The organism is Bradyrhizobium sp. ISRA430 (genome assembly GCF_029909975.1).
Lineage (GTDB): Bacteria > Pseudomonadota > Alphaproteobacteria > Rhizobiales > Xanthobacteraceae > Bradyrhizobium.
The window spans coordinates 7,307,000-7,326,104 of the sequence record NZ_CP094516.1 but is presented as its reverse complement, the minus strand read 5'-3'; the positions used below and the strand labels follow the sequence as shown (position 1 = coordinate 7,326,104).

Below are 19,105 nucleotides of genomic sequence, written 5' to 3'. Positions count from 1 at the left end.
GCACCTTTTGTCCAAACTTTTGAGCAAGGGAATGCCGGGCGCCCAGCCATGGCGGATGGCAGCCCGCCGCTCGTGAGCATTACTGGATTAACCGTTGTTCTTGCAGACCGACCCGAGACGCGCCTCCTGGACGCCATTCAGTTCGAGCTGCGGAAAGGTGAGTTTTTCGCGCTTGTCGGCGAAAGCGGCAGCGGAAAGAGCGTCCTGTGTTCGACCATCATGGGAGTAGCAAGTTCCGAGCTGAAATGTCTCGGCGATATTCATATCGAAGGCAGGCCTCTTTCTGATGTCGATCGGCGCCGGCGTGCAATGATCTACCAACAGCCAAGTCTATATCTTAACCCCGTTCGGACCATTGGATTCCAGCTTCGCGAGACTGTCCAGATGATCGGCGGCTTGAGCAAGAAAGAGGCGAGCGAAAGGGCTGCAGATCTACTCTGCGATGTGGGGATCGATGATCCCAAAGAGACGATGAGAAAATACCCGCACGAGATGTCCGGCGGAATGAATCAGCGCGTCATGATTGCAATGGCGCTCGCGATGAAGCCGAAGCTTCTCATCGCAGACGAGCCGACCTCGGCTCTCGACGTCACCACGCAAAAACAGATTCTTGACCTGCTCGAACGGCTCCGGTCAGACATGGCAATCCTCTTTGTGACCCATGATCTGGGCATTGCCCTGCAGCGGTCGGATCGTATCGGCGTTCTCTACGCCGGCCAGGTGGTCGAAATCGGGCGCGCCGATCTCGTCGCTCGAACTCCCCTACACCCCTATACGCGCGCGCTATTCTCCGCTGTCCCCCCACTCTCACGGCGTCCCCGGCGTCTGCACGGCCCAGCAGACAGCCTCCCTGAACCTGCTCAGCGCCAGGCCGGCTGCAATTTCGCATCTCGGTGCTCGGGAACGCTGGACATTTGCCGGCACACAAGGCCCGCCTTGCAGGGCATCGCACAACAGCTGGTGGCATGCCACAACTTGGAGCCATGAATGACATCGCCCATGGAGCCTTCTCACGTTCGTACAGCGCGCGCGTCCTTCGAACCCATTCTCGAGCTGCGCAATGTCGATTTTTGCTACCCGGCTGCTCGGCGCTCCGCTGCGGAGGTCCTTGGCGGCTCGAGGCTGCATAAGATCAACATGATCGTCCGTCGTGGCAAAGCCCATGGGCTGATCGGAGAGTCCGGCAGCGGCAAAAGCACCATCGCAAAGCTTCTGCTTGGGCTGACAGCGCCACAATCGGGCCAGATCTTTTTTGACGGCGAGCAGCTGAGGCCGGATCGATTGGCTGCGTTCCGCCGCCATGTCCAACCTGTCTTTCAGAGCCCTCTCGACGCACTGGACCCGGTTACCCCGATCGGCAAACAAATCATCGCGCCTCTGCTCGTGAACTTCAAAATGAAGTCTTCCGATTGTCAGGCTCGGCTCGCTGCAGCAATTTCGGCCGTCGGCCTATCGGGCGAGATCCTTGGCAAATTGCCGCATCAGATAAGCGGCGGACAGGCGCAGCGGGTCAATATAGCGCGGGCGCTTATTCTCGATCCCGAGGTTCTGATTTGTGACGAGCCCGTCTCCGCGCTCGACATGACCGTTCAAGCTCAGATCCTGAACCTTCTGTCGGATCTGCGTGAGAGCCGGGGCCTGTCCCTCTTATTCATAAGTCATGATATCAGATCCGTTGCCTATCTCTGCTCAGAGATCACTGTCCTAAAGCGCGGAAGCATCGTTGAGAGCGGTTCACGCGATGAGGTGCTGCTCGACCCAAGGACGGATTACATGAAGTCCCTGCTCGGGGCGGTACCCAATTCTGGGCTCGGCCTTGAAACGGCATCACCTTCAAAGCCTTGTTCGCAGCCAGCAGGGCGTCGGCACTCGGCGGCGGAGAGGTGATAGCCGCATGAGGCGCAACGTCCAGAAGGTATTTGCGAGCAAAATTGCCCGCGCATTGGTCACGCTCGTTCTGATGGTAACAAGCGTATTCATTCTTATGCGCTGCGCGGGCGATCCGGTCACCGTCTTGCTTGGGCCGGACGCGACGGCGGACATGCGCGCCGCCTACTCCGGCGAATTGGGGCTCGACCGCCCGATCCTGACGCAATATCTAGCGTATCTCCATAACGTCGTCCGAGGAAGCTTAGGCGTCTCTTACGTCTATCGACAGGATGCGCTCGGTGTCGTCATCAGCCACCTTCCATTGACGCTGATACTCACCTGCTCTGCTCTTACCTTGGCGGCGATCACGGGCGTTGCGGGAGGAATAGCTGCCGCGGTGTTTCCATCGAGCTTCATAGGCCGTGCGTGCACGATCGGAACCGTCGTAGGATTGTGCGTTCCCAGCTTCTTCCTGGCGATCGTGCTGATGCTGGTGTTCTCAATCCAGCTCAACTGGCTGCCGACCGGCGGTGCAGAGAGCTGGCGCAGCTTGGCTCTGCCGGCAGTAACCATGGCGGCCGCAAGCTCCGCCGTGCTTGCCCGCTACACCCGCGTGGCTGTTCGCGAATCGCTGGATAGCCGGTATGTGTTGGCTGCGTTTGCGCGCGGCATTCCGTTTTGGCGGATATTGATCCACCACGTACTGCCCAATGCGGCGGTGCCGATCCTGACCATACTTGGCCTGCTCATCGGCGGAGCGGTAACCGGCTCGACAGTGGTCGAGACGGTCTTCTCATGGCCGGGTATTGGAAATCTCTTCATCACATCCGTCGGAAACAGGGATGTTCCAGTGGTGCAGGCTATTGTCCTGCTTGCTGGCACTGCGATGATCATGACCAACCTGGGCGTCGATCTCGGTTACACCTGGCTCGATCCGCGGTCGAAATCCTCGGAGACATAGATGAGCACCGCCTGGGCGCGTGAATGGACTTGGAACATCTTTCGTTCTTCGAAGGCCCGCCGCGATCCGCTTAAGCCACGCAAGCTAGGACTCCATGGTGCCTCAATATGGATTGTCGGATGTCTGTTGATTGCCGCACTGGCCCAGGTGATCTCCCCCTATCATCCAGCACAGATCTCCTTGGATGCACGGCTTTCGCCACCACTGTTCTTCGGCGGCACGCTGGAACATTTGTTGGGCACCGACGAGCTCGGGCGGGACGTGCTGGCTCGCTTGATATATTCGATCCAGATCAGCATGCTCGTTGCGGTGGGCGGGACCTTCATTAGCACCCTGCTGGGCGTTTCGTTGGGCTTCCTCGCTGCCGAGCTTGGCGGGCTGATTGACGAAGGAGTCATGGCACTGGTCGATATGCAGGCTGCTGTGCCGTTCATGATGACCGCACTTCTTGTCATAACGATATTTGGCAATTCGCTGGCACTCTTTGTGTGTCTTGTGGGCTTGCACGGTTGGGAGCGCCACGCCCGCATAGCGAGGGGCCTTGCTTTGACAGCCCGCAATCGGCTCCATGTAACGGCGGCGCGGACCTACAACGCTTCGCGGGTCCATATCTACGCAAGGCATATTCTCCCAGCCTGTGCACCTACCATCGTCGTCGGCATGACCCTTGGGCTCACCGAGACGGTTCTCCTGGAAAGCACCCTGAGCTTTCTGGGACTGGGGATACAACCGCCGATGTCGAGCTTGGGCAATATGGTGGGATTCGGCAGAGACTATTTGATGACCGCATGGTGGATTGCCCTCGCGCCGGGTCTCGTCATCGCGGCGACAGCGATTGCTCTCATGACAATCAGCGAGGCGCTGCGCCAGACGGGACCTCGCTCAGCTTCTTTCACGTCCATCTGAGATGACGTCATGTCGCGTCCCGACCTCGAAAGCTCAACAAATCAAATGGTCAGGAACGTTCCTCTGTATCGGCAAAAGAGGAAGTTCACCTGTGGACCATCTTCCCTGATGATGGTCATGTCCGCTCTCGACGAGCGATATCAGCCGAATGAAACAGCTGAGCTCGAGATCTGGCGAGAGGCAACGACCATTCACGGCGGCTGCGGACCGGTTGGTCTGGCATTAGCCCTCAAACGCCGCGGCTTCGCAGCGCTTGTTGTCGTGAGCCATGATGGGCTTTTTCTTAAGTCTCGCGCTTCGCAAGGCGGCGAGATGGAGGTGATGCAGATTCTCCAGGAGCGAGATCTCGCCGAAGCATACCAGCGCGACATCCCCGTCCATCTTGGCACTTACAGCCTTGACGACCTCTCGAAATGGATGGCGGTGGGGTGGTATCCCATCGTGATGGTCAGCATTGAGTTCGAAGCTAAAATGATCACTCATTGGGTGGTGGTGACCGGGGCCGACGCCGATCACGTATTTTTCAATGATCCTCTCAAAGATCCCGCCGAGGCAGATGCTGCCACGCGCGTCGACCACGCAAGCTTTGCCAGCATGACCGAATTCGGTCCCAGCCGGGAAACGGCGGTCATTCTTGCGGGCCTTCCAAAAATGGCGAATGTCGCGCTTCCGCTTCCCCGGATTTATCCTAGCCATCAACCTCGGCCTGACACGCCGAGCGCTTCTGGTCCCGAACGCTGATGCATCTGGTAGCCACCAAAAGCCCAAGCTATAACGACGATTAGTCAGCCTCCAATGGTGCCATCGAGCGGCCTGCGGTCGGCAGGGCCGGTATACACCGCGTTCGACAGCAGCAAACCGGCCATCATGAGGTCTGTCCTGCGTTGTTGCGCGGTCCGTCAAAACGCGCTTTCTCGCCGGGCGCGCGCGACCACGAGAGGCCTCTCGCAGCGTCAACGTCCATCTCGCGTCCTAATCCATCGCGTAGTTCGGCGCAATTCCAGCACTCCTCAGAACGCGTCATGCGCACTGGATAGCGCGATCGTGCATCCATTTCTGGCGGTTGGCATTCTCCTGTTTCCACACCGGCTCGTCTTCTCGCTAAGCGGTGAGGCATTCGGGATTGCCTCGGCTTCCCCGCATCCGGTCCTACCAACAGCTATGGAGACAGTTGACGAAGGAAGACCTCTAGATTGCAGATCAACCAGAGTTGTTTTCCGAATGCATCGTTTGCCGCTTGAGAACGGTGTGCATACCATCGCCGGAGAGCGCCAATATCGAGACAATCGGCGATCGCGGGAGATTCCTTGAAGATTAAGTCACGAAACGGCTCCGAGCTCTGGTCTGTCGCCCACTTGCCTAACGGCAACGGAAACCCGAGCTTTTTTCTCGTAATCACACTTGCGGGCAGACGATCTCTGTAAAGGGTGCGCAGCGCGGCCTTGGAGACGTCAAGCGTTTCGCTAAATTTCTCAATAGGCGTGAAGGCCGCCCGAAACGGGGCGAAGGCATGTTTCCAACGCAGATGTTCTGAGAACGACATGCGCAGAGCCAGCGCAACGATTCGGTGGTCTGTGAAGGGAACGCGAGACTCCACCCCGGCCGCCATTGTGGTGTTGTCGACCATTTCGAGCAGCGCCGGCAGATGATGCCGTACAAAGAATTGCCTTATGCGCTCGACCGGAGTGGCCCCGCCTGAGTGATAGGCATTGTTCATCCAGTCGATCAGCCCCGCATCGTGAACGATGTCCTTTCTCCATGCCGGTGTCGCCAGCCCCAGCTTCTCGGATTGGGGAAAGTAAGTGTAGCGCGCAAGGAAGAACTCGAATTCGCTCGCTTTGAACTTGGGAAGGCCGAGATGACGTCGCGCCGGGCGGCCAATGACATCTGGCAGCGCGGCCAGCAGCGCCTGTCGACGAAGGTCGAAGGACAACCTGAAGATCCGGCTATATCCAAGGAATATCTCGTCGGCCCCTTCGCCGGTAAGGAGAACCTTGTGAGAGTGGCTGACTGCTCGAGCAAGCAAATACATCGCCGCTTCGTTGTGCATGCCGACGGGATGACCACGTAATGCGGTAAGGCGTTTAACGACATCCAGGCTCGTTGCCCCGGGCAGCCGGACCAAGACGTGGGCGAGCTTGAGAGATTTCGCGACCTCAACCGCATAAGGGCTTTCATCGTACACATCACCCGGTACGATTCCAGTAAAGCACGTCGGCTTTTGCGACGAGTGCCTTGAAAGCTCGAAAGCCAACACGCTGGAGTCGAGCCCTCCGGAAAGCAGCGCTGCGACTGGAGCGTGGGGCAGCAAATGTTCCTCCACGGCGCTGCCGATCAAGGTTTCCAGAGAACTGCAATCGCCACTCTCATCGAGGCGGGCAGGATCCCACCAACGCGTCTGCTCGTGCGATTGAGCCTTAATTTTCAGCCAGGTTCCAGGCTGCAGCTTTCGCACATCTGCAAATAACGTCCTCTCGCCGAAGACGGCTCGGTAGGAGAGAAAGCTTGATAATCCAACCGGATCGAGCTTCGAGCGGACCCTTGGCCACTGCAGGATAGCTGACGGCTGGGAGGCAAAGACAAGGCCATTGTTTGCGCGAGCGTAGTATAAGGGCTTAATTCCGAGCCGATCTCTCACAAGGAACGCTGTCCCCGTCTTTTGATCGTAGATTGCGAAAGCAAACATTCCCCGCAGACGTTTGACGCTATCGATCCCCCAACAAGCATATGCCTTGCAAAGTACCTCCGTGTCCGATTCTGTGCGAAATCGGTATCCGCGCCGAAGCAAGTCCCGCCTTAAGTCACGGTAATTGTAGATCTCCCCGTTATACGTGACGGCCAAGCCGAACTCCTCATCGAGGAACGGTTGACTTGACCTCGGATCCGGATCGATGATCGCGAGCCTTCGATGCGCAAAGGCAAAGGAAGAGGTCACGCAGCTGCCACTCGCGTCCGGCCCCCGATGGGCCAGCGCCTGAGCGCAACGCGCGAGGTTCCGCTCGGTCACTGACTTATCAGTAATCCGTCCGATGTATCCGCAAATTCCACACACACCTAGCCTCCTCCGCGTGCTAAGCTAGCTCTATACGGTCGACACGCCGGCTTGCCGGCACTCTCTCGATTGACTGGATGCTACAAAGCAACCTCCAGAGCCAAGACCACGTTCAGTCAATGAGCGGCAATTTGCAGGCACACTCCGGCGGTCGCGGACGTCCTCGAGAAGCGCGGCCCTCATGTTCCGGGCGAGCTGCCGCGCTGCGCGCCAAGTCAAGCCTTACCGCTGGGGGTAAACATCCCGAACCAGCGTCCGAACCTCATTGGTCATGACGCGCTCGACAAGCCACTTCGGAGGCTCAATGCGTGGTGGAAGATATAGAGCGCGGTACAGTCGATCGAGTTCTTCGGCCGTGCGTGGAACGTCTGACGAATCCAAAAGTGCGGTCATCATGCGCATGGGATAGAAGCAAGCCTTGCGCTTTTCTTGAGCGATCAACTCGTCTTGTGAGCGACACGTCGCCGATCCGTCCAATAAACGCAGCCACACTTGGCAGAAGAGCGCGTAGCCATAAAGTTGCGCTCTGGTGTCTAATGAGAGCGCTGTCTCAGAAGGCAGCACGGGGAACTGCAATTCGCCGATAATATCGCCCCTATCGACCCGCTCTGAGAGATAGTGGACAGTTACCCCAAAGCTCTTCTCGCCATTGAGGATGGCATGCGTCCGCGCAAAACTGCCGCGATATTCAGGGAGTGGGCCTGGATGAAGATTGATACCGCCTCCGTCGAACCGCGCGAGGATATGGGGCGGGAAAATCTTATTCCACATGACGCTTACGAGAAACGTTCCGAGAGGAGGAACATCATCTATCGACTCGAAATAGGGTATTCCGAAGCGATCTGCGACTTCCCAAAGCTCCTCACTGGTTTCGTGCCTCCACCAAGTTCTCTCGTACCGGGAAGCGCCGAGAATGCCGGCGATGTGGTCTTTGCCGCAGGTCTCGATGACGAACAGAAGACAGCGGGTCGCAAGTCCCCTGGTGCCGGCAAATACCACGCGCTTGATTGAGCTCGACATTTCTCGTCCTTACGACATTGCAAGCCCGCCTATTGACCCGCTCTACTCGTCATCAATAATCCAGCAGACGCAGTGGCCGCCACGCCGATGGTTATCACATGCACAAGACTGCCAGAGGCTTTGATCTTGAACGGGGCGATGTGGAGCAACGATAGCGGTACAAAGAATGCGGGAAGAACCACACCCAACTCAAGCGGCGCAATAGTGTGGTCAATTAGCAAGATCGCCGCGAGCACTGGCAGAGCGTAAGAGAGAGGTAGACCGGTCGAATAACCGCGATCGTCCAATCCGAAATGGTCGAAATATGCTAGGCGAAGAGCTCCGATCAGTAACAGGAGCGCTGTGAAGATTGGAGATGCTGGAGACTCCATGAAAGAAGCGACGACAATAGACGGGATGACCGATCCAAAAATGAGATCCGAGAACGCATCGAGAGCTTTACCAACGGCTTTAGTGGCCATTGTACGATTCTTGGTGCGCCGGGCAATTTCGCCGTCGACATCATCAGCGATGATCGCCCAGAGTCCGAGCGCTACTCCCGCCTCGTAGCGTCCTTTCGCCACGAGCCCCGTCGCTGCACCAGAACAGAAGAGTCCCAGGGCAGTAACGGCATTTGCGCGGTCAGATAGGTATGCGATCATCGAACCTCGATGTTCCTCTTTCTGCCCGGGGGCGATCGGCATCAGGGTCCTTGCGGCTGCCAAACACAATTGCAACTTAATGGACGAGGTCCGAATTGTCCGCAAACTACCAATTCTAGTAGACGCGCTAGTGGTCGCTTGAGCTAAGACGGCCGCTCTGATGCGCCGGACGCCTGCTTTATTTTTTCTCAATCCGTTCGGCTCTGCGACACAATCGAAACCCGAGCGTGGCGAATCCAACAAAACTGACAAAGCGTCGCATCGCTTTTCTTACCGTTAGGGAGCTTTTCCCATTCCGATGATCGGAGCGTAGTGCGTTGTGTTGAGGCTTGTCCGGCGTTTACGATGCAGACCTGCTAGAGGCTCTCACGCATCGCTCCCGCTGTTAAATCGTGGTTCTTGTGAATCACGATGCGAAACGCTTCGCTACCGATTTGTTCAACAGCCTGCTAGAGGGCGTAAGCTCAAGCGCCTGTTGGGCCTTGCCATGTTCGACCTCTCGACCATCTGCGAGGTGCTCGAAAAGCACTGCTGAACGCGTGGCTCGAGGAGGACCGCCGATCCCGAATGATTGAAGGCATGGATATTCGCCGCCCCGCACTCCCAGAGCGGTCGCCATGAAGCAGGGATTCACCGCTTCGTTCGACGCGGGGAGATGACTTTGGTCTGCCAAGCGGCAGCTGGAGTTGGGGGCCGGACGTCGGCGGTTCAGCTACCACAGACCCCAGGGTGTGCTGTGAAGTGTAAGAAGCACAGCGGCAGACGCGCCGAGCTGAACCGGATCCGCTCGTTGAGTCCTTTAGCAAAAGTGCGGCGCGAGCGGTCAACTCTGATCCTTGCGCTAGATCCCCCCTCATTGCGCCTGCAAGCGTATCTACGCGGTGCGATCCACCACTAATCGATAACTCAAGCCCACGTTTGGGCTGAGCTCATCGAGGCCTCCCCGTAAACGGCACGGTGTTGGAGTATTCCGGCTTCGGACCTCTCGGCGAGATTAAGCAAATAAAAGCCGGTTGCGCGGTATAACTGACCCCACCTCAGCAACTTGCACCAATGCCACTCTTGCATCTCTCGCTATCCGCTCAATCGGCCGGTCAAAAGAAAGATCATTCTTTATGTCGACTAGCGCGCTTAGTCGTGCGTAACGCCGGCCTTCCCGTTCGATGCGCAGTTCCTCGAGCGCCCTTCACCGCGCCTCTTCGCTGGCGAAGCGACAAGCGGGCGTGAAATTATGTGAATCTTAGAGGAGGCACGCCGGGCGGCCGGCCCGCGAATCTCAAGTTTAGTTTCGCGAGGACCGTCACGGAGCCAGCACCATTTCAACCAGGTTCACCCAGTACCCGATACCATACGGCAGTGCTTCGTCATTAAAATCATATGCCGGATGGTGTGGGAAGGCGGTAGGTCCGTTCCCAACGAAAATGTATGCTCCTGGGCGAGCCTCAAGCATGTACGCGAAATCCTCCCCACCCATTCTGAAGGGCAGTTTGTCGTCTACAGACGCAGGCCCAACGAGACCACGCGCCGCCTTGATCGCCAGATCGGTCTCCTTCGCGTGGTTCACGGTGACGGGGAGGTATCGACGGTATTTGAATTCGACATCTGCGCCGAATGCTCGCGCAATGCCTTCCGCTGTTACTTGCATCTGCCGTTCGGCGAAATCCCTCAAATTGGGTACAAACGTCCTGACGGTCCCGCCCAATGTAACCTTGTCAGGGATGACGTTGTAAGCTTGGGCCGCCTCAAATCTAGTAATAGAAATTACGAGCGATTCGATCGGATTAGTGTTGCGTGAAACCAAAGTTTGCAGGCCAATGATAATCTGTGCTGCGATAACAACTGGATCGACTGTGTTGTGAGGCTTGCCCGCATGGCCGCCCTTACCGTTGACGATGATGGCGAAATCGTCCTGCGCGGCCATCATCGGCCCAGTGCAAATACCGAAAGTTCCGATTTCCATTCCCGGGTCATTGTGCATGCCAAAAACCTGGGAAATGCGGAAACGGTCCATAATTCCGGCTTCCACCATCTTCTGACCGCCCAGTTTATCACCCCCACCATCTTCTTCTGCGGGCTGGAAGATCAAAGCGACGGCACCCCTAAAATTTCGGGTACTCGCGAGATATTTCGCAGCCCCCAGCAGCATGGTTGTATGTCCGTCATGGCCGCACGCATGCATTCGGCCGGGTATCTTCGACGACCACGCCTTGTTTGGTGCTTCGGTAATTGGCAACGCGTCCATATCAGCTCGCAACCCGATCGTCGAGCCGTGTCCGTGCGCGCCCTGAATCAGAGCGACGATGCCGGTTTCAGCAATTCCGGTTTCGATCTGATTGATGCCAAAGGAAGCCAGCTTCTCGACCACGAACCTGGCCGTGTTGTCCAATCGATAATCGAGCTCTGGATTTTCGTGGAGATAGTGACGCCACTCAGTCGCCTCGACCTGCAGGTCCCGGAATGTGTCAACACTGTGCATGCCTTTAGCCCTATCGTAAGTTTTGTGCGCGACATAGCGCGCTGGAAAACGGCGACATCATTTGCCGCAAGCCGCCCCATCCTACCCATATCGATCTAGTGTGCCGAGTCACAAGTTCGCCATCCTGGATTCGCAGTAGATTCGCGTCGCTGTGCCAAGGATCGAGGGGAACAGCGACGAAGTCTCCAATGGCGGCCCAGCAACTTGCTCCCCTGATTTGAGCGATGATGAGCGTGCCGAACTGATGTCGTTGACGATGCGGCGGAAGACGGCGCAGGCGCTGGCTCTGAGAGCCCGGATTGTGCTGACCTGTGCGGAGGGTGGTCAGAACACGGAAGTGGCGGCCAAGCTGGGGCTGGACCGGCAGACCGTAGGCAAGTCGCGGCGGCGTTTGATGTAGCAGCGCGTGGCCGGGCTGCACGAGGAGCCGCGCTCCGGTGCGCCACGCACGATTGACGATGCCCGCATCGAAGCCGTGATCGTGAGGACGTTGGAGATAGCTGCCCTGAGAATTCCACTCATTGGAGCTCCCGCGACATGCCGAAGGCCAGCGGCCTATCGGTTTCGACGGTACAACGCATCTGGCGGGCGTTCGGGCTCCAGCCGCACCGGGTGGAGACGTTCAAGCTCTCGACTGATCCAAACTTCGTGGCCAAAGTGCGCGATGTCGTGGCCTCTACGTCTCACCGCCGGAGCACGCCATCGTTTTGTGTGTGGATGAGAAGTCCCAAATCCAGCCGCTGGACCGCAGCCAGCCGATGCCGCAAATGCGTCCCGACCAGGCGGCCCGAAGGAGCCATGACTACATGAGGCATGGCACCTGTTTAGTCCCGGCATTTGCTGGAGCGGGTTGAGTTTGTATCGTTCTGGAAGTCCAGCATTTGCAGATGTATTCGTAGGGTGTGAGGCCCTTCAGGGTCTTTAGCCGCCGAGCGTAGTTGTAGGCGGTGATGAAATCGGTAAGGTGAGCTTCGAGCTGATCGTGTCGATCGTAATGGTAGCGTTGGACGGTTGCTTCCTTGATCGTGCGATTCATGCGCTCGACCTGGCCATTGGTCCACGGATGCTTGATCTTGGTCAGCCGATGTTCGATCCCGTTTTCCTGACATCGCATATCGAACATATGCGTCACGTATCTTGCCGTCGGGCCGTCCGCATAGCGCGGGAAGGTGAACTGGATCCCATTGTCGGTGAGCACCGTGTGGATCTTGTCGGGGACAGCCGCAATCAGAGCTTCGAGGAAGGCCGAGGCTGAGGTCCGTCCCGTCTTCCTGACCAGTTGCACGAAGGCGAACTTGCTGATGCGATCGATTGCGACGTAGAGGTAGAGCTTGCCTTCAGCGGTCTGGAGCTCGGCGATGTCAATGTGGAAACAGCCGATCGGAACCTCTTCCTTCGAGGGCTTGCCGCCTTCGACCTCTGGCAATCGGCTGATGCCGTGGCGCTGGAGGCAACGATGCAGGGATGACCGCGTCAGATGCGGGATGGTCGGCTGCAGCGCATAGAGGCAATCGTCGAGTGGCAGCAGCGTGTGCCGCCGGAAAGCGACAATGATCGCCTCCTCCTCGATGGAATGGATGGTCGACTTGGCTTCGTTAGGGCCAGTCGAACGATCGGCGACGGTCTCGCGCTGCTTCCACTTCGCAACAGTCTTCTGGTTGATGCCGTAGCGCTTGGCGAGACCTCTCAGGCTCTCTTGACTATTTTGTATTGCTCGACGGACTGCCTCCGTCGTGGTGGCGCAGCCGTGTAAACCCTGTCCCATAGCGCATCCTTCGAATCGTGCGATAAGAATGCACCAGCAAAGCTTGGTACTAAACACCTAGTCCATCAGCGCAAGGCGCGCGGAGGACTCGTTCAGGAGTGTGCGTAGCTCTGTCTTCACGATTTTGCCGTAGCTGTTCTTCGGCAACTCGCCAGTGACGTAATAGTGCTTCGGCCGTTTGAAGCGCGCGATCCACGCGTTGCAAAGTTGGTCGAGGTCGCGCCGCGCCACGTCCCGCCCCGTAACGGGAACGACGACCGCCACGACCTCTTCGCCCCATTCCGGATGCGACCGGCCGATCACGGAGACCTCGGCAACGGCCTCGTGCAGCAGCAATACCTCTTCGACCTCGCGTGGATAGATGTTGGTTCCGCCGGAGATGATGACGTCCTTGGAGCGGTCCTTCAGCGAGAGGAATCGGTCCGAATCGAACGCACCCATGTCGCCGGTGTAGAGCCAGCCGTCGCGCAGGGTATTGGCGGTGGCCTCTGGATTCTGCCGGTAGCCGGACATCACGGTATCTCCGCGCACGATGATCTCGCCGATCTCGCCCGCCGCGACGTCGCGTCCCAACTCGTCCACGGTGCGGACCTGAACGACACTTTGCGCAATGCCGACAGAGGCGAGGCGCTGCTCATAGCGGGGATGCCCACTATCGGCATGCATGTATCTCGGCAGGTAGGCGATGGTCATAGGCGTCTCGCCCTGACCATAGATCTGCGCCAGCTTCGGCCCGAACATTGAAAGCGCCGCCTTGCAATCGGCGACGTACATCGGGCCGCCGCCATAGATGATGGTCTTCAGCCCGGGCGCGATCGCGCTCGCCGCATCCGCCGCGACCGTCAGGCGTCGCACCATGGTGGGCGCAGCGAAGAAGGAGATGTTCTCGCGCTTCGCCGTCAGCTCCAAAACTTCGTCGGGCTCGAAGCGGCCGCTCTCCGGGATGATCTGCGCGCCCATGGCGAGCACGTGCGGAACCATGTAGAGGCCGGAGCCGTGCGACATCGGCGCGGCGTGCAGCAGCGCCTCGCCTGATACGATCGGGTTAACCTCGGCGAGATAGTTCAGCGACATCACAAGCAGATTGCGATGGCTCAGCACCGCGCCCTTGGGCCGGCCGGTGGTGCCGCTGGTGTAGAAGATCCAGGCAGGATCGGTGATGGCGACATCGGCGATGGCTATGCCATCCGCATCCTCCAGAGCGCGATGCTCGGCCGAGCCGATCTCGATGATCCGCGGCTTGGTCGTGGCGAGCACCAAAGATTCCGAAGCGACACTCGCCATGTCCTCGGTCACGAAGATGACCGCAGCGCCGGAGTTATCGAGAATAAACGCGACTTCGCGCGGATGCAGTTTTGCGTTGATGGGAACTGCGACGAGGTCGGCGTGCCAACAGGCATAGAGGCAGACGACATAGTCAGGCACGTTCTTCATCAGCAGCGCGACGCGGCCACCTCGGGCGAGACCTAGGCGCTGCTGCAGCGACGCAGCCAGCGACGCCACGTTCGCGGCGAGCCGGCCGTAGTCGGCAACCGGCGTAAGCCCCTTGAGTAAGGCCGGTGCGGATGCATCTGCCTTGGCGGCACGCAGGAGGTGGTGAGCGAGGTTCATGGCGATCCTTCCCGGCCAGCTAGTACGACTTCGCGAGCCCGAGCACCTTTTCCGCGATGAAGCTGAGAGCGAGCTGCGGGCTGACCGGCGCGATGCGCGGGATCAGCACCTCGCGCAGATAACGCTCGACGTGGAATTCCTTCGCGTAGCCGAAGCCGCCATGCGTCATCACCGCCTGTTCGCAAGCATGATACCCTGCTTCGCCTGCGAAATATTTTGCGGCATTCGCGCCGGGCCCGCAGGGCAAACCCTTATCATATTGCCACGCTGCCGACATCACCATCAGCCAGGCCGCCTCGAGCTCGACCCAGTTCACCGCGAGCGGATGCTGGATGCCTTGGTTCTTGCCGATCGGGCGGTTGAACACGGTGCGCGTCTTGGCGTATTCGGTCGCGCGCGAAAGCGCGAGCTTGCCGAGACCAACGGCCTCCGCCGCGATCAGGATTCGCTCGGGGTTCATGCCTTCGAGGATGTACTGAAAGCCTTTGCCTTCCTCGCCGATGCGGTCCTCCATCGGAATTTCAAAGTCCTCGAAGAACAGCTCGTTGGAATCGACGATCTTGCGGCCCATCTTCTCGATCTCGTGGACCTTGATCCTGTTGCGGTCGAAATTGGTGTAGAACAGGCTGAGGCCATGGGTTGGCGAGCGCACCTCCTCCAACGGCGTGGTGCGCGCCAGCAGCAGGATCTTGTGCGCGAGCTGCGCGGTGGAGATCCAGACCTTCTGGCCGTTGACGATGTAGCGGTCGTTCTTGGCGACGGCGCGGGTCTTGAGCTGGGTGGTGTTGAGGCCGGTGTTCGGCTCGGTGACGGCGAAGCACGCCTTCTCGCGGCCCTCGACCATCGGCGGCAGCATGCGCTTGCGCTGCTCCTCGGTGCCGAACACGACGACGGGATTGAGACCGAACACATTGATATGCACGGCGGAGGCGCCGGACATGCCGGCGCCGGACTCCGCGATGGTGCGCATCATGATCGCAGCCTCAGTGATGCCGAGCCCGGAGCCGCCATATTCCTCCGGCACGCAAATGCCGAGCCAGCCGGCATCGGCCAGTGCCTTGTGGAAATCGTGCGGGAAGCCGCCGTCGTGGTCCTTCTTCAGCCAATAGGCGTCGGGAAAGCCTTCGCAGATCTTGGCGATGGCCTCGCAGATGGCTTCCTGTTGGTCGGTAAGCGCGAAATTCACGTTCTTGACCTCCTTGATTGGAGCCGCGGCGGCCGGACCGTGCTAGCGGCCCAGGCCGAAGATGACGAGCGCGACGCTGGTCGGCAGCAGCATCGACAGCGTGCCTGATATCGCGACCACGCCGGCGGCCATCTTCGGCTCATAGCCCTGGCGGATATCGCGGGCAGGCTGGTCGAGGACAGCGTCGCGGCGGAGGCGGTCGAGGTGCCGCAGATCGCGCCAAAACCGGCGCCGGCGAGCGCGGTCGCCATGCCGAGGCCGCCGGGGATGCGGCCGACCCAGGCCGAGGCGGTCTTGAACAGATCGTCCGCGACGCCCGAGAGCAGCACGAGGTCCGCCATCAAGAGGAACATCGGGATGGTGATCAGCTCGTAGGACGAGACGGTCGAAAGCGGGGCGGTTTGCAGGATGCCGAACAGCGTCGACCAGCCGCCGACCATGACGAGGCCGACCGAGCCGGAAAAGGCCATGGCGAAACCGACGGGCGTGCCGAGCGCGAGCAGGCCGAACAGCAGGGCGAGAACGATGAAAGGTGTCATGGAGGGCTGCCGTTACTCGAAGCTGCGCGCTTCACCGACGCCGGTCACCGGCGGCAGCGGATAGAGGTCGCGGCCGCTGATGAGGCTCAGCACGTTGCCAACGAGCTGGAGCGCCAGCCGCAGCACCAGCACGCCGCAGCCGAACGGCATCAGTGCCGCCGAGATCCAGGTCGGCCAGGGGATCGCGCCTGACAGCACGTCGTGCTGCTCGTAATTCTCCAGCGCGCGCTCGAACCCGACCTTGCAGATCAGGACGAACACGAACAGTCCGGCGAGCGCGGTGACGATCTCGGACAGCCGCCGTCCCGCCGGCGAGAAGCGCGACAGCAGGATGTCGACGCCGACATGGGCATGCTCGCGCAGGCCGTCAGAGAGCGTGAAGAAGAACACGCCGGCGAGCAGATAGAGCCCGATCAGATCGTAGGTGAAGGCGAACGGGCTGTTCAGCGCATAGCGCATGAACACGTCGGTCACGACCAGCAGCATGATCACGAACAGGAACACCACCGCAATCACCGTCAGCGCGCGCTCCAGCGCGCCGAGCACTTGCCCCGCCCGTTCGATCACTTCGCGCCTCCCTCTCGTTTTGGGATTATTTGCTGCCCGCGGCGAGCAGGTCGTCGAACTCCTTCAGCGCGGCAGAGGCCTGCTTGCCGCGGCTGTCGAGCCCGCTGGCCCACTGCTTGCCGACATCCTTGAGCTTGTCCTTGATCTCGGCGCGCGTCGCCTCCGGCAGCGGATCGAAGGTGACGCCTTCGTCCTGCATGTGCTTCTTGGTGACTTCGCCTTCCTTGTCGACGTCGGCGCAGGCTTTTGGCGTGATCGCCTCCGAGGCCTCGTTCATCGCCTTCTTCACGTCGTCGGGCAGCTTGTCCCAGACCGACTGGTTGATGGAATAGGCGACGATGAAGCTGCCGAAGCTGACGCTTCGGTGGCGTGCTTGACCAGCTTGTCGAGGCCGTAGGACACGACGCTGTCGAGCGGGAACAAGAGACCATCCATGGTGCCGCGCGACAGCGACTCATAGGCATCGGGCGCGGCCATGCGCACCGGCACGGCATTGAGCGCACGCAGCGTCAGATCCTGCGCACCGCCCGTGGTGCGCAGCTTCAGGCCCTGCATATCCTTGCTGGTTTCCACCTTCGACTTGACGGTCCACACCGGGTAGGGCGGCAGCACCACGGCCATCAGCAGCTTGATCTTGTTCGGCGCGTATTCCTGTTTGGCCAAGATGCCTTCGCGCGCGGTCTTCCAGTAAGCGAGCGAGCGTGCCCTGGCAGCTGGTCGCGAACGCGCCCGGCAATTGCGCGACTTCCGACAGCGGCATCTTGTCGGAGACATAGGACGGCCCGATGTAGCCGATGTCGACCACGCCCGACTGTGTCAGACGCAGCATGTCTGCCGCCTTGCCGATCTGCTGGTTCGGATAATAGGTGAAGGTCACCGCGCCGTTGGTGCGCTTGGTGACGTCGTCCATCCAGGGCTTGAGCAGCAGGCGGACGAGATAGTGGCCGGCGGGGAAGCTATCGGCGACCTTCAGCTCGAGCGCCCGCGCCTGAAATGTCGAGACAGGCAGCGAAAGCGCGAGCGCGGCTCCAGCGCAGACCAGGTTCTTCTTCATTTGGTTCTCCTTGACGCGTCCCCACGCCGAAGGCGGCAGCAGCCTGCTGCAGCACCGTTCGGCTCCCCCGCTCCGTTTTTGCTTGAGGAAAACGTGTCAAGTATATGAATTTAGAGCATAGCGCTATGCATCCGTGGGGCATACCCATCGAATTGACCCTAGGTCTTCTGAACTATAACTCCACCTATATGAACCAAAAGGAGGCTTTATGGGACCCCTCGGCGGCTTCACCATTCTCGACCTGACCTCGGTTCTAATGGGCCCCTACGGCACCCAGGTGCTGGCGGATATGGGCGCCAACGTCATCAAGGTCGAAAGCCTCGAGGGCGATATCGTTCGCCAGATCGGTCCCGGCCGCACGCCCGGCATGGGCGGGATGTTTCTCAATGCTAATCGCGGCAAGCGCAGTATCGTGCTCGACCTCAAAAAGCCGGAAGGGCGTGACGCGCTGCTGCGGCTCGCCAAGCACGCCAATGCGCTGGTCTACAATGTGCGCCCGCAGGCGATGGCTCGGCTCGGGCTCGATTACGAGACGCTGGCCGCGGCCAATCCGTCGCTCGTCTATGTCGGCGCATTCGGCTACGGCCAGTCCGGTCCCTATGCCGCCAAGCCTGCCTATGACGACCTGATCCAGGGCGCGGCGACTATCCCCACGTTGTTAGCTGCGGCCGGCGACGGCACGCCGCGCTACGTTCCCGTGACCATCGCCGACCGCATCGTCGGGCTGATGATGGTGAATGCGATCATGGGCGGGCTCATGCATCAGCAGCGCACCGGCCAAGGCCAGCGCATCGACGTGCCGATGTTCGAATCCATGACCGAGTTCGTGCTGGTCGACCACCTCGGCGGGCTCACCTACGATCCCCCGCTCGATCATGGCGGCTACGCCCGCCTGCTCTCACGCTATCGCCGGCCCTACAAGACCAGCAACGGCTATCTCTGCGTGCTCATCTACAACGACAAGCATTGGCGCAGCTTCTTCGAGGCAATCGGAGCGCCGCATTTCCTCGACCAGCCGCGCTTTGCCAACCACGCCGCGCGCACCGAGCACATCGACGAAATCTACGAGGAGATCGGCCACATCTTCCTGACGCGCACCACGGCGGAATGGCGCGAGTTGCTGGAGCGCGCCGACATTCCCGTGATGCCGATGCATACGCTGGAGACCGTTCTGGACGATCCGCATCTGAAGGCAACCGGTTTCTTCAGGACGGTCGATCACCCCGTGGAAGGCCGCATCCGCCAGATGCGGGTGCCCTCCACCTGGAGCGTGACGCAGCCGGAGCCCGCCGGTCCCGCGCCGACACTCGGCCAGCACGGCCGCGACATTTTGCGCGAGGCCGGCTTCTCGGCCGAGGAGATCGACAAGCTCGCTGAGCAAAGAGCAGTTCACCTGGCCGCGCCGCCTTAAGCGCAGGCGCGGGCCAAATCGCAAGACACAGGGAGGAAACCGCGATG

Annotated in this window: 13 protein-coding genes and 3 pseudogenes; 6 read left to right on the top strand and 10 right to left on the bottom strand. The window is 59.8% G+C overall.

The window, feature by feature from the left end:
* Positions 1 to 48 precede the first annotated feature (48 nt).
* The 5 genes from MTX21_RS34555 to MTX21_RS34535 are packed head-to-tail and all read left to right on the top strand — an operon-like array spanning position 49 to position 4,477.
* Positions 49 to 987, top strand: coding sequence for an ABC transporter ATP-binding protein (locus tag MTX21_RS34555; RefSeq protein WP_280968949.1), 939 nt, complete (start codon positions 49 to 51; stop codon positions 985 to 987).
* On the top strand, positions 988 to 1,887 hold the full coding sequence (locus MTX21_RS34550) for an ATP-binding cassette domain-containing protein (protein WP_280968948.1): 900 nt from the start codon (positions 988 to 990) through the stop codon (positions 1,885 to 1,887).
* Between the two features lie 7 nt (positions 1,888 to 1,894).
* Complete coding sequence (locus MTX21_RS34545; protein WP_280968947.1) at positions 1,895 to 2,830, top strand: ABC transporter permease; 936 nt, start codon at positions 1,895 to 1,897, stop codon at positions 2,828 to 2,830.
* Positions 2,831 to 3,736 (top strand): ABC transporter permease, encoded by a 906-nt coding sequence (locus tag MTX21_RS34540; RefSeq protein ID WP_280968946.1) that lies wholly within the window; start codon positions 2,831 to 2,833, stop codon positions 3,734 to 3,736.
* Positions 3,737 to 3,745: 9 nt separating this feature from the next.
* Positions 3,746 to 4,477, top strand: coding sequence for a peptidase C39 family protein (locus MTX21_RS34535; RefSeq protein WP_280968945.1), 732 nt, complete (start codon positions 3,746 to 3,748; stop codon positions 4,475 to 4,477).
* A gap of 418 nt (positions 4,478 to 4,895) precedes the next feature.
* Here MTX21_RS34535 and asnB read toward each other — a convergent pair whose 3' ends face one another.
* The 10 genes and pseudogenes from asnB to dctP all read right to left on the bottom strand — a co-directional run bounded on the left by asnB (position 4,896) and on the right by dctP (position 17,647).
* Positions 4,896 to 6,788: an asparagine synthase (glutamine-hydrolyzing) gene (gene asnB, locus MTX21_RS34530; RefSeq protein ID WP_280971333.1), complete on the bottom strand. Its 1,893-nt coding sequence runs from the start codon at positions 6,786 to 6,788 to the stop codon at positions 4,896 to 4,898.
* A 222-nt stretch (positions 6,789 to 7,010) separates the two neighbouring features.
* A complete protein-coding gene (locus MTX21_RS34525) occupies positions 7,011 to 7,808 on the bottom strand; it encodes a formyltransferase family protein (RefSeq protein ID WP_280968943.1) in 798 nt (265 codons plus the stop codon).
* Positions 7,809 to 7,837: 29 nt separating this feature from the next.
* Positions 7,838 to 8,491 carry a CDP-alcohol phosphatidyltransferase family protein gene (locus MTX21_RS34520; RefSeq protein ID WP_280968942.1) on the bottom strand — a complete coding sequence of 218 codons (654 nt, stop codon included), beginning with the start codon at positions 8,489 to 8,491 and terminating at the stop codon, positions 7,838 to 7,840.
* A 1,258-nt stretch (positions 8,492 to 9,749) separates the two neighbouring features.
* Positions 9,750 to 10,925 carry a M20 aminoacylase family protein gene (locus MTX21_RS34515; RefSeq protein ID WP_280968941.1) on the bottom strand — a complete coding sequence of 392 codons (1,176 nt, stop codon included), beginning with the start codon at positions 10,923 to 10,925 and terminating at the stop codon, positions 9,750 to 9,752.
* An 828-nt stretch (positions 10,926 to 11,753) separates the two neighbouring features.
* A pseudogene (locus tag MTX21_RS34510) lies at positions 11,754 to 12,690 on the bottom strand (IS481 family transposase); the annotation flags it as partial.
* Positions 12,691 to 12,747: 57 nt separating this feature from the next.
* Positions 12,748 to 14,301 (bottom strand): AMP-binding protein, encoded by a 1,554-nt coding sequence (locus tag MTX21_RS34505; protein ID WP_280968940.1) that lies wholly within the window; start codon positions 14,299 to 14,301, stop codon positions 12,748 to 12,750.
* A 19-nt stretch (positions 14,302 to 14,320) separates the two neighbouring features.
* Complete coding sequence (locus MTX21_RS34500; RefSeq protein ID WP_280968939.1) at positions 14,321 to 15,487, bottom strand: acyl-CoA dehydrogenase family protein; 1,167 nt, start codon at positions 15,485 to 15,487, stop codon at positions 14,321 to 14,323.
* Between the two features lie 51 nt (positions 15,488 to 15,538).
* Positions 15,539 to 16,026, bottom strand: a pseudogene (locus MTX21_RS34495) (TRAP transporter large permease subunit); the annotation flags it as partial.
* A gap of 12 nt (positions 16,027 to 16,038) precedes the next feature.
* Positions 16,039 to 16,593, bottom strand: coding sequence for a TRAP transporter small permease (locus MTX21_RS34490; RefSeq protein ID WP_280968938.1), 555 nt, complete (start codon positions 16,591 to 16,593; stop codon positions 16,039 to 16,041).
* A 25-nt stretch (positions 16,594 to 16,618) separates the two neighbouring features.
* Positions 16,619 to 17,647: pseudogene (gene dctP / locus MTX21_RS40170) on the bottom strand (TRAP transporter substrate-binding protein DctP).
* A gap of 208 nt (positions 17,648 to 17,855) precedes the next feature.
* On the opposite strand from dctP, the gene MTX21_RS34470 reads away from it, so the two are divergent.
* On the top strand, positions 17,856 to 19,058 hold the full coding sequence (locus MTX21_RS34470) for a CoA transferase (RefSeq protein ID WP_280968934.1): 1,203 nt from the start codon (positions 17,856 to 17,858) through the stop codon (positions 19,056 to 19,058).
* Positions 19,059 to 19,105: the final 47 nt, after the last annotated feature.

What these genes read in the sequence shown, in the direction of transcription:
- MTX21_RS34555 (WP_280968949.1), top strand. Translation starts at nt 49, where the DNA reads ATGGCGGATGGCAGCCCGCCGCTCGTGAGCATTACTGGATTAACCGTT.
- MTX21_RS34550 (WP_280968948.1), top strand. Translation starts at nt 988, where the DNA reads ATGACATCGCCCATGGAGCCTTCTCACGTTCGTACAGCGCGCGCGTCC.
- MTX21_RS34545 (WP_280968947.1), top strand. Translation starts at nt 1,895, where the DNA reads ATGAGGCGCAACGTCCAGAAGGTATTTGCGAGCAAAATTGCCCGCGCA.
- MTX21_RS34540 (WP_280968946.1), top strand. Translation starts at nt 2,831, where the DNA reads ATGAGCACCGCCTGGGCGCGTGAATGGACTTGGAACATCTTTCGTTCT.
- MTX21_RS34535 (WP_280968945.1), top strand. Translation starts at nt 3,746, where the DNA reads ATGTCGCGTCCCGACCTCGAAAGCTCAACAAATCAAATGGTCAGGAAC.
- MTX21_RS34525 (WP_280968943.1), bottom strand. Translation starts at nt 7,808, where the DNA reads ATGTCGAGCTCAATCAAGCGCGTGGTATTTGCCGGCACCAGGGGACTT.
- MTX21_RS34520 (WP_280968942.1), bottom strand. Translation starts at nt 8,491, where the DNA reads ATGCCGATCGCCCCCGGGCAGAAAGAGGAACATCGAGGTTCGATGATC.
- MTX21_RS34515 (WP_280968941.1), bottom strand. Translation starts at nt 10,925, where the DNA reads ATGCACAGTGTTGACACATTCCGGGACCTGCAGGTCGAGGCGACTGAG.
- MTX21_RS34505 (WP_280968940.1), bottom strand. Translation starts at nt 14,301, where the DNA reads ATGAACCTCGCTCACCACCTCCTGCGTGCCGCCAAGGCAGATGCATCC.
- MTX21_RS34470 (WP_280968934.1), top strand. Translation starts at nt 17,856, where the DNA reads ATGGGACCCCTCGGCGGCTTCACCATTCTCGACCTGACCTCGGTTCTA.